This window comes from Flavobacterium sp. GP15, assembly GCF_014281985.1.
GTDB lineage: Bacteria > Bacteroidota > Bacteroidia > Flavobacteriales > Flavobacteriaceae > Flavobacterium > Flavobacterium pygoscelis.
This window is the reverse complement of sequence record NZ_JACFTC010000012.1, coordinates 1-11104: the sequence shown is the minus strand read 5'-3', so window position 1 is coordinate 11104 and position 11104 is coordinate 1. Positions and strand designations below refer to the sequence as shown.

The following is an 11104-nucleotide window of genomic DNA, read 5'->3' as shown; positions in this document are numbered from 1 at the left end:
CGGTCAGCAGCGTTGGAGCAAATAAAACCACAGAAAAATAGAAAATATTTAGAATTTAAAAATATAAATTTCATCGATTTTTTTTGAGTTTTTAAGATAGAAAATTGAAGTTGATTATGTTTGTAGAAAGCAGAAACTTGAAAGTTGAAATCTGATTAAGTTTGTCGCATGTGGAAACTGGAATATTGGAATTTACTGAGATAACAAAAAAAAATGACGAAATTAACTAAATATTGAAATGGAAAATCGAAGGTTTTTAGAAGCGAATTTTTTTCGATTTTTATTTGGATTTTAAAGTAATAGAAGATGCTTAATAAAATATTTGGCAGAAATTGAAAAGGCAATAAATATAATTTGGAATAGACGTTTAGAATAAATAAACTGCCGAACCGCTAACAGCCGTTTGCCATGATTGCGGGTTTAGTGGAATTAACGTTTTTATTCATATATTCGTTGCGGTAGAAAATACTCGGCTTCGAAAGTCCGCAACCACGGCAAGCGCCAAGACGTTAGGCGTAATACTAAAAAAACAGAACTAAATGAATGAAATTGAATACATTAACTCTTTGCAAGTACGAAATGCAATCAATGATTTGGCAAATAATATTAGAACTGAAAGAAGTTCTGTTCAAAATCTTTTTAACATCTATGCTGACAAATCGATAATAAATAGATTAGATAATAACAATAATCAAATTGTATATGGTCGAAGAGGTACTGGAAAGACTCATTTACTATTTGCTTTTCAAAATCTAATATTTGACAAGAATTCACCAAATAAAGCAAAAAGATTTTCCGTTTATATTGATTTAAGAAAATATTTGCCTCTATTTACAAGTTCTAATTCTATTAATGTTGAATCAGCAATATTAATATTCCAAGCTTTGATAAATGATTTAATTGAAGATGTTACCAACAACTTAAAATATATATTCGATATTAGTGAATACGGTACTTTTAGTTTGTTTGAAGAAAAAAGACTTGAAAAATTAAAAACAATTTTAGCTGAATTGAATATTGAATTCAATGGAAGAGAATTTAAACGATTAGGCTCTGTTGAATTCAATAAAGAGGAAATAAAAAATATTTCTGGAAGTTTGAAATTGAATGAAAAACCAGAAGTTAATATTGCTGGTAAAAAAGAACAAAAAAATGCATTTGCTGAAACTAATGTTCAATATTTATCATTCAATAAAATTTCAAAATTATTAGAGGAACTATCTTGTCAATTGAATGAGACTAAAATTGTTTTTTTATTAGATGAATGGTCTGAAATTCCTATTGACTTGCAACCTTATTTAGCAGAATTAATTAAAAGAGTTTTTATAAGTTCAAATTATACTTTTAAAATAGCCGCAATTCCTTATCGTTCTAGATTTAGAGAAACAATTCATAATGAAATAAAAATTGGACTTGAAGAAGGAGGGGATATTTTTCCAATTTCTATAGATAACAGGTATATATATGAAGTTGATAAAATTGGAACAAAAAATTTTTACAATGAGCTTCTTATTAATCATTTAAAAGAAATTAATTCTGACATATTTGTTGGTGTTGATGAATTAAAATTCATAAATTATTTTTTCGCAAATCAAGCATTAGCAGAAATACTAATCGCATCAGCTGGTATTCCAAGAGACTTTATAAACCTTTTTATTTTATCTTATAATAATAGAAATAATACAACACAAAGAATTGTTTTAAAAAATATTCGCAACTCAACTACTGAATGGTACACTTCAGATAAAAAAGAAGAAATTGACAAAGATAAAACAACGAAACATTTATTTGAAGAACTTGTAAACCAAGTTATACTAATAAAAAAGAAAACACATTTTCTTCTGCCCCAAAAATATTCAGAGAATAAATTTATAAAGAAATTAGTAGATTTACGTGTATTGCATCTTAGACAAAAAGGAATTTCTCATAAACACATTGCAAATAAAACATATGATGTTTATTCAATTGATTATGGTAGCTATACAAGTCTTGATATTAACAAAACAACATTAAATACTGATTTTTCTGAATTAATTACAAATTTAAATACGGTAGAAGATATAAGGGAAACAAGGTCACTTTCTATCGAAGACGATTTTTTCGAAAAATTTAATTTAGAAACAGGGCAAGGAATTAAATGTCCAAAATGCTCAAAAACAATAGATATAAATCATTTGGCTTACATAAAACAGAATATTTGTAACAATTGTTTTGAAAAAGTTGATGAATAAAATAAAGTACTACGCCTAACAGCCGTTTGGCGAGATTGGGGTTTTAGTGGAATTAGCGTTTTTTCACTACATTTACGTTAAGTCGAAAATACTCGGTTTCAAAAGTCCCCAACCACGCCAAGCGCCAAGACGTTGTATGCTATATTCCCGTAAAACGAAAACTGTAGATTAAAAGATGAATAATGAATATAAAAAATTTCTTGATGAATACTTTTTAACATTACTCGACTTTATACATACGTCTAGAAGATTAAATGAAGTTTTGACTTTAGACTATAAAAAATATTGTCAAGTTGGTGCAACTTATGACTCAAATTCTGCTTTAATTATAAGCGATTGGACTGGTGAAACTGATAATAATTGGGTTTTACCTTTCCATTCAGGAATATTTAGAAATACATCAAAAGAAAATTATCAAAATGAAATTACAGGTGTTTTGTCTCGAGAATTTTGCTTTTTATATTCTCAATCATATGAATCACTAGAAAAATTTTTCAAAGAATGTGTGTTTTTTAAGGCAACGAATGATTTGATGTTTTGTGAAGAAATAAAAAAAATATTCAAAATTGATGGACAACTTACTCGAGAAAATATTAAAGGAGGTGACTTACTATATAAAGCAATAAAAAAACTAGGAAAGGAAACACTGCAAATATTATCTAAAGAAAATAATACAAAAATAAAATTTGGAGAATTGCTAAAAATATTATCTGAAGTACGACATTCAATTACTCATTCAAAATCAGTAATAAATAAATCAAAAATTTATGTAACTCAATATCATAAACAAATATTCGATTTTTTGTTTAGCCATTCAGAAATAGACAATGATAAATTAATAATTGAACTTGACTTTAAAAAGTTTGACTATTTATTAAAAAAATTAGCTGAATTTGCATTCCAAATATTTAAAGCAATTTCAATTGAAGAAAATTTAAATTGGAATTACGAGAAATAAATACAGCATACAACAGCCGTTTGGCGAGATTGGGGATTTAGTGGAATTAGCGTTTTTTTATTACCTTTACGTTCAGCCGAAAAAACTCGGTTTCAAAAGTCCCCAACCACGCCAAGCGCCAAGACGTTGGGCGACATTTTACCGCAAGAAACTGAAAAACAGAAAATTAAACTAAAAAAAATGAAAAATATTTTAATTTTATTATTCTTATCTAACTTCTTTATAAGTTATTGTCAAGAAGCACCACCACCACCACCGAATAATAAAACTCAAAAAGTCTCTAAAAAGACTGAATTAGTTAATGAATCTAAAATCATAAAATCGTATGAAACAAAAACTAATAGTAATAGCGAAGTTTGTAAAATAGAAATTTTTAAAATAGAAACTAAATACTTTACAGACAAAAATTCAAAATATTATTTTAAAACGGTAGAAAATAAATTAAATAATATTGATTTGGATATTTCTTCCGAAGAAATAATTGCATATACAAAATATAGAAACAATTTAGATTTTAATCCATTTAGAATTGACAGCATTGCATCAGCTATTTATAAATTGAATGGAGATTCAAAATTCGAAGAAGCCATAAAATTATGTGAAAAATTAAAATCCATTTCGCCGAATAATATTACGCTTCATAAAGAGTTGGCACTTGCGTATAAAAAAATAGGCAAAACAGAAATTTCAGAAAAGCATTTTGAAATGATGAAAAAAATTTTAATTGCAGTTGAAAAATATAGTGATGGATGTAGAACAAATCCATATATTCTGAATAATTGTTTTGAGGGTAAAAGTTTATATGAAGCAAAGTTTAGCCTCTTTCCGTCCAAGACAAGATTTATTTTAACTGAATCTAAAAAAATTATTTACGGATATGATATTTACCATATTATGAGATTTGCTGATTTAAATCATTATAAAAAATATCTAAAAGAAGGGGAATATAAAATTGAGTAGAAAAAACGTCGCCCAACAGCCGTTTGGCGAGATTGGGGTTTTAGGCTTAATTTAAAGATGGTTTTGTACTTGGAAAGTTTGTGTTTAATGGAAAAATCTCGCATCTTTACTCCCCAACCTCGCCAAGCGCCAAGACGTTGTGTGAAATCCTAAGAAAAATCCGTAAATAACAAAATATAAAATATAAAAATGGCTTATATAAAATTAAAACAAGTTACAGTAGAAAAATACAAAAGTATTCAGAAACAACAAATTGTTGAAATAGATGATGCAATTACAACGCTTGTTGGAATGAATGAGGCAGGAAAAACTTCATTTTTAACAGCTATTGCAAAAACAAATTATTTTACGGCAGATAAAGATTTTGAATTTGATATAACACAAGATTACCCAAGAAATGAACTTATTGATTTTCAGCACGAAGAAGAAGATTGTGATATAATAAAGTGCAAATATGAAATTTCTAAAGAACTATTATTAGAAATAGAAAATGACCTTGGAAAAGATATTTTTACAACTACTCAATTTACATATACTAAACATTATAAATCAAAATCGTCAAGTTTTGGAGGTTTAGTTGCAAATCAAAAAAAATATTTAGAAAATAAATGTAATGAGTATACATTAACCGAGACAACTAAAGAATTAATAAAAAAATGTTCATCTTTAAATGATGTTGCATTAATCACGGCATTAGAAGGCGATGATGGTTTAGCTGAACTAAAAGTAGAAATAAAAAAAATAATTACAGGAGGCTTTAATAGTGCGAGTTGGACAAACTTATTAGAATCATATATTGCTAAAAATTGGATTAATGAAAAAATGCCTAAATTTTGGTATTTTGATGATTATTATCCATTAAGTGGTAAAATAAATATAAATAAATTAATAAATGAACCTCCAACAAACGAGAAAGATAAAACTTCCATTGCTCTTTTTGAATTAGCAAGAATAAAACCAGAGGATATTTTAAATGCTACTGAACAAGAATATGAAAAATATATTGCTCTTTTAGAAGCATCATCAAACAAAATAACAAAAGAAATTTTTAATTATTGGTCAACTAATCAGAATCTTGATATAGAATTTAGAATAGAAAATACAACCGTAAATGGAAGACCTGAAAAAATATTAGACATCAGAGTAAAAAGTCAAAGACATAAAATAACATTGCCATTAGATAGAAGAAGTAAAGGATTTAATTGGTTCTTTTCTTTTATAATTTGGTTTAGTAAAATACAAGCTGACAAAAATTCAGATTATATATTATTACTTGATGAGCCAGGTTTAAATCTTCACGCTTCTGCACAAGCTGATTTACTTCGCTTTTTTGGAGACCTTTCTAAAAAATATCAAATTATTTACACGACACATTCACCATTTATGGTTGAAACAGAACATTTAGATAGAGTAAGAACTTGTTTTGAAACTGATAATGGAACAATAATATCCGATTCTATTCAGGAGAAAGATCCAAATACTTTATTTCCTTTACAAGCTGCTTTAGGATATGATATTGCTCAAAATCTTTTTATTTCCAAAAATAATTTATTAGTAGAAGGTCCAGCAGATTTAATTTATTTAACAGTTTTGTCTTCAATACTTGAAACAGAAAAAAGAGTTGGTCTAAAAGATAATATTACAATTGTTCCAGTTGGTGGATTGGATAAGGTTTCAACGTTTATTTCATTATTAAGAGGTTCTAAATTAAATGTTGCTTGTTTATTAGACACTTTTACAGACCAAAAAGGTAAACAAAAAGTCGACGATCTAATTATGCATAAAATTATTAAAGAAAAAAGTATTCGATTTTTCAATGAATTTGCGAATAATGGAAAAGCGACAGCAGATATAGAAGATTTATTCGAAAAAAAAGAATACATAAAACTTTTTAATAGTGCATTTGAAAATGATCATCAAGAAATTAAACTAACTGATTTAGATGCAAATTTAGATACAGTATTAAAGCAAATTAATAAAGTTATTGGTAAAGATAGATTTAATCATTACAGACCTGCAAATAAACTCAATCAACTTGGCGTAGATAAAAAATATTTTTCTGCAAAAACTTTAGAAAATTTTGAAAAAATGTTTGTGGAAATTAACAAATTATTTTAATAGAACATTGGAATAATAAGGACTTCACACAACAGCCGTTTGGCGTGATTGGGGATTTAGTGGAATTAGCGTTTTTTTACTACATTTACGTTAAGCCGAAAATACTCGGTTTCAAAAGTCCCCAACCACGCCAAGCGCCAAGACGTTATGTGTGAGCTAAAAATCAGAAAATACGCAGAAAAACTACAATTTGAAACAAATATTTATTTCCGCATAGAATTTAGAAGTAAATCCGAAAAGCAAAAAATTGAAAATAATAAATTAAACTATTAAATAACAATATATATTTACGGAAAGTTAGATATTAAGTAATATAAAAAAAATGATTAAAATTATATTTGCTACACTTGGTAGTTTTTTTCTATTATTGCTAGGTTATTTAGTATTTATATATTTTTTTACTAAACCAGCAAAACCTATTATGGAATATGAATTTACAACAATGACATATTCCATATTAGAAGAAAAAATATCTGAAATAACTACCAATAAACTAAATGCGAAATATAATTTAAATCAAAAACAGCTACTTAATAAAAACACAAAAACTATAAGAGAAATAGTTTTGGGAAAAGATTCAATACGATTTGGATTTGTAACCTATATGGATAAAAGTTATGAATTTAAGACCAAAAAAAATCATTATTTAAATACTTTACCTTGGTTAGAATTGCTCGGTATTTTTGATTCTAAAGGAAAATATATTCTTATATCTAGAAAAGATATAGATGAACACCCTGAACTTATTAAATTATTCGAAGATGAGTTTATCAAAAAATTAAATAACGGAAAAGTAGAAGTTATAGAACGTGGTTTTTGGGATTGGTTTTAGCTTTTATTTATATGCAATTAAATAAAAGAAATAGAATAAATTGCCCTTAAAATAGCCCACACATAACAGCCGTTTGGCGAGATTGCGAATTTTGTGGTTAATTCATATTTTTCTTTCGCAAGATATTCTATCTTAGCCGAAAGAACTCGGTTACGAAGTTCGCAACCTCGCCAAGCGCCAAGACGTTAGCGGTCAGCAGGTTGGAGCGCACAGAAAAAGGAAATAAAGTTGAAAAACCGAACTTTGAAAAGCGAAAATTTCTGGATTTTTTTTGAGATATTTAAAGTGAAAAATGAAACTTGCTTAAGTTTGTGGAAAGCAGAAACTTGAATATTGAAAGTGATTAAGTTTGTAGAATGTGGAAACTTGAATATTGGAATTTTATCGAGTTTATAGAAAAATGAAACTTGAAAAAATTGGCTGAATATTGAAATAGAAAATCAGAAACTTGAAAAGTGTAATTTTCACTCGATTTTTTTTTAGATTTTTAAGGCAAAAAGAAAATGTTTAAGACGAAAAATAATTAAATTTGGAAAAGCCAATTGAAATAAATTGGAATGGATAAACGGAATAAATAAACTGCCGAACCGCTAACAGCCGTTTGTAGCAATTGGGGTTTTAGGCTTAATTTAAAAATGGTTTTGTACTTGGAAAATTTGTGTTTAATGGAAAAAACTCGCATCTTTAGTCCCCAACTGCTACAAGCGCCAAGACGTTAACTGCCATTTTGCCTGAAAACACCGAAAAAATTACTATTAACAATAGTTTTTATTTTTAAACATAAGAAATGAATGAATCTTTAAAAAATAGAATAGCAGAAAAACGTTGGGAAATAGAACGAAATGAAAAACTTAACTTTTTTATGCAAAAAATAAGTTCGACAAACTTAAATAACAAAATTGAAAATTTAGGTTTTGTAGAATCTGACGAATTTCAAAAAAAATCAGAAGAATGGCCAAATAAATATGTTGAAAATCTGTATTTTCAAATTGAATTAAATAACGTCGAAGAAATTAGTAAACGAATTCAAAACTATTTAGACAAAATAGAAACCGATTATTTGTATATTTTTTTAATGAATTTTAATTTTGGTTTATTGAAAATTGAAAAAAGTTTGTTTTTAACAGAATGGAATAAAATATTAGAAATTGACAACGATGAAATTTTTTGCTTTAATCCATTGAAAACTGATTTTATTTGTATTGAAAAAACAGAAGAATATATAATTGGAAAAGAAAATGAAGGACAAAAATGGATTTGTGAAATTACATATTCGAATAAAAATATAATGAATTAAAAAAACGGCAGTTAACAGCGGTTTGCAAAAATGGCGAAATATGTGGTAAATTCACGTTTATCTTTCGCAAGAAATTTTATCTTAGCCGAAAATAATCGGTTACGAAGTTCGCCACTTCCGCAAGCCACAAGACGTTAGTGGCAAGCTCCCGTTTGAAGAGCAAAAAATATAAATAGAACCATAATTATGACAAAAAGTGAAATAAAAATTTCTATTGAAAAACAAGTACTTCAATTAAATTTTTGGCAGAAATTATCTCACTATGGAATTGTACTTGGAATACTTATTATTTCAATAACAATTGGTGTTTTAAGTATAAAAGATATTTTAAGTGGAAATAGAAATCATATTTCTGTTAAAATATTAAGTTTTATTATTGTTCCGTTTTTATTCACAATATTTTTTTATTTTTTACAGAAAAAGCGTTTAAGGTTTAATATTATCGAAACAAATTTAAGTTTGATTGAAATCAAAAACATAGTTACAGAAGTTGCGGAAGAAAGAAAATGGATTAGAAATAAAAATAATGATTATTGTTATGTTGCTACAACTTATCCTGGTTTTTTTTCTGGCAGTTGGGGTGAATTAATAACTATAATATTTGACAAAAACAGAATTTATTTTAATAGTATTTGTAATCCAAACGAAAAAAGCTCAATTATTTCAATGGGGAGAAACAGAAAGCATTATCTAACTCTTCTAAACCAAATCAATAAAGCCAGCCACTAACAGCCGTTTTGCGAGATTGGGGTATTTGGCTTATGGAAAGATGGTTTTGTACTTGGAAAATTTGTCTTTAATGGAAAAAACTCGCATCTTTATTCCCCAACCTCCGCAAAGCGACAAGACGTTAGCAGATATTTTGGAGAAAAATCACGAAAACATTGAAATATCGATGAAAGCAGAAAACTTACTAATGATAATCTTGGTTACCACTTTCATAACTTTAGTAAATTATTTTACTGATTTTATGTTTGCTTTAAACTTTGAAATATTAATTTTTATTTGGATTATTTTTAACACAGTTTTTTTTCCGATTTGGATGGGAAATTATTTTTACAAATTAACAAAAGAAAAAAAATATAAAAATCAAATTCAGAATAGCATAATTATGTTAATTGCATATTTAGCAACATATATAATTCCATCATTAGAAAATATAAATATTTCAACATTTTCATTTAACGGAGATGGAGCAAGTAAAGCAATTATGAAAGGAATTGTTTTATTTGGACTATTTGTTACTTTTATAGTCTTAATTGTACTTAACTTTAAACTCAAAAATAAATATCAAAAAGATATCGAAATTAAATAAAAATCGACATTATTTTTGAATAATAATATTTTAAATGAACAAGTTAAAGACAAAGCAAAATATACTTAAACTTTAAATTACTAACATACAAAAAATAAAAACATCTGCTAACAGCCGTTTGGCGAGATTGGGGTTTTAGTGGAATTAGCGTTTTTTATCATATCTTCGTTTCGGCAGAAAATACTCTGCTACAAAGTCCCCAACCTCGCCAAGCGCCAAGACGTTAGCAGCAAGCGTCGAGCAAAACGAAAATTAGAAAATAATAAATGAAATATTTAGAGTTACTTTTTATCTATTTTTCAAAAATTTATATTCATTTCTATCAAGAAAAAAATGATTATTGGACAATATTTCCTTGTCTTATTATTGCAACATTGGCAACTATAAATCTTGAATTATTATCATTTTACTTTATTAATCTGAATAAGTATTATTATGCTGGATTAGCAATATTCTTAATCATAACAATGATTTATATCTTTCGAAATATAACATACGATTATGTTGTCAGATATAAAATATCACGAATAGCGAAATTTATTATCACTGGTTTAATTTTATTAAATATTATTTTAAACATTATTTTTCTAAACATCTCCAGGAATGGTAAATTTATGTTTTAACAGAATAATGCCAGCTGCTAACAGCGGTGTTGCGAGATTGCGAAATATGTGGTTAATTCACGTTTATCTTTCGCGAGAAATTTTATCTTAGCAGAAAATACTCGGTTCCGAAGTTCGCAACCTCGCAAAGCCGCGAAACGTTGGCGGTCAGTTTGTCAGAACCGAAAAAATGGAAAAACATCAGAAATGAAAAAATTAATTTTTATTATTACAATTAACTTTTTAACTCTTTCATATGGACAAATTCCGAAAGGAACAGTTCAATATAAATATTACGATTATTGCAACGAAAATTTAAGCAAATTAGAGAAGTCAGAAGTTTATCCTTTATTTCGAACCGAAGAATTGTGCTCTATTAAAAAATGTTTTCGAGCAATAAGTTATCCTGAAATCAACACAATAATTTACAATCGAATAGTTGAACTTGCTAAAGCAAACTTTCAGAAGAAAATTTATTTATTTTTAATCGAAGGAAAAGGAAGTGTTGAGTTAGCCGAAAAGAAAAATGAAAATTTGGAAGACGATAACAAACTAATTTATATAAGTGTTGATGACTTTAAAAACGCAAAAGAAATTACTAAAGGAAAAGAACTTTATAATTCAGAAACCGAAAAACTGATGAATAAAAAATAAAACCGAACCGCCAACAGCGGTTTGCATAAATGGCGAAATATGTAGTAAATTCACGTTTATCTTTCGCAAGAAATTTTATCTTAGCCGAAAGATTACGGTTACGAAGTTCGCCACTTCTGCAAGCCGCGAGACGTTAG

At 27.3% G+C, this 11104-nt stretch carries 9 protein-coding genes; all 9 read left to right on the top strand.

The genetic code is table 11. The features are described 5' to 3' along the window. Positions 1-539: 539 nt before the first annotated feature. The 9 genes from H2650_RS15400 (at position 540) to H2650_RS15360 (ending at position 10967) form a co-directional block, all read left to right on the top strand. Positions 540-2231, top strand: coding sequence for an ATP-binding protein (locus H2650_RS15400; protein ID WP_188051719.1), 1692 nt, complete (start codon positions 540-542; stop codon positions 2229-2231). Positions 2232-2406: 175 nt separating this feature from the next. Further along, positions 2407-3189: a hypothetical protein gene (locus H2650_RS15395; protein WP_188051718.1), complete on the top strand. Its 783-nt coding sequence runs from the start codon at positions 2407-2409 to the stop codon at positions 3187-3189. A gap of 180 nt (positions 3190-3369) precedes the next feature. Continuing rightward, on the top strand, positions 3370-4149 hold the full coding sequence (locus H2650_RS15390; RefSeq protein ID WP_188051717.1) for a tetratricopeptide repeat protein: 780 nt from the start codon (positions 3370-3372) through the stop codon (positions 4147-4149). 189 nt (positions 4150-4338) lie between these two features. Then, on the top strand, positions 4339-6267 hold the full coding sequence (locus tag H2650_RS15385; protein WP_188051716.1) for an AAA family ATPase: 1929 nt from the start codon (positions 4339-4341) through the stop codon (positions 6265-6267). A 322-nt stretch (positions 6268-6589) separates the two neighbouring features. Further along, complete coding sequence (locus tag H2650_RS15380; protein ID WP_188051715.1) at positions 6590-7099, top strand: hypothetical protein; 510 nt, start codon at positions 6590-6592, stop codon at positions 7097-7099. 787 nt (positions 7100-7886) lie between these two features. Further along, the gene (locus tag H2650_RS15375; protein WP_188051714.1) at positions 7887-8396 is read left to right on the top strand and encodes a hypothetical protein; all 510 of its coding nucleotides are present in this window, start codon (positions 7887-7889) and stop codon (positions 8394-8396) included. A 186-nt stretch (positions 8397-8582) separates the two neighbouring features. Further along, a complete protein-coding gene (locus tag H2650_RS15370; protein WP_188051713.1) occupies positions 8583-9125 on the top strand; it encodes a hypothetical protein in 543 nt (180 codons plus the stop codon). 70 nt (positions 9126-9195) lie between these two features. Continuing rightward, positions 9196-9711, top strand: coding sequence for a hypothetical protein (locus H2650_RS15365; protein WP_188051712.1), 516 nt, complete (start codon positions 9196-9198; stop codon positions 9709-9711). An 809-nt stretch (positions 9712-10520) separates the two neighbouring features. Beyond that, a complete protein-coding gene (locus tag H2650_RS15360; protein WP_188051711.1) occupies positions 10521-10967 on the top strand; it encodes a hypothetical protein in 447 nt (148 codons plus the stop codon). Positions 10968-11104: the final 137 nt, after the last annotated feature.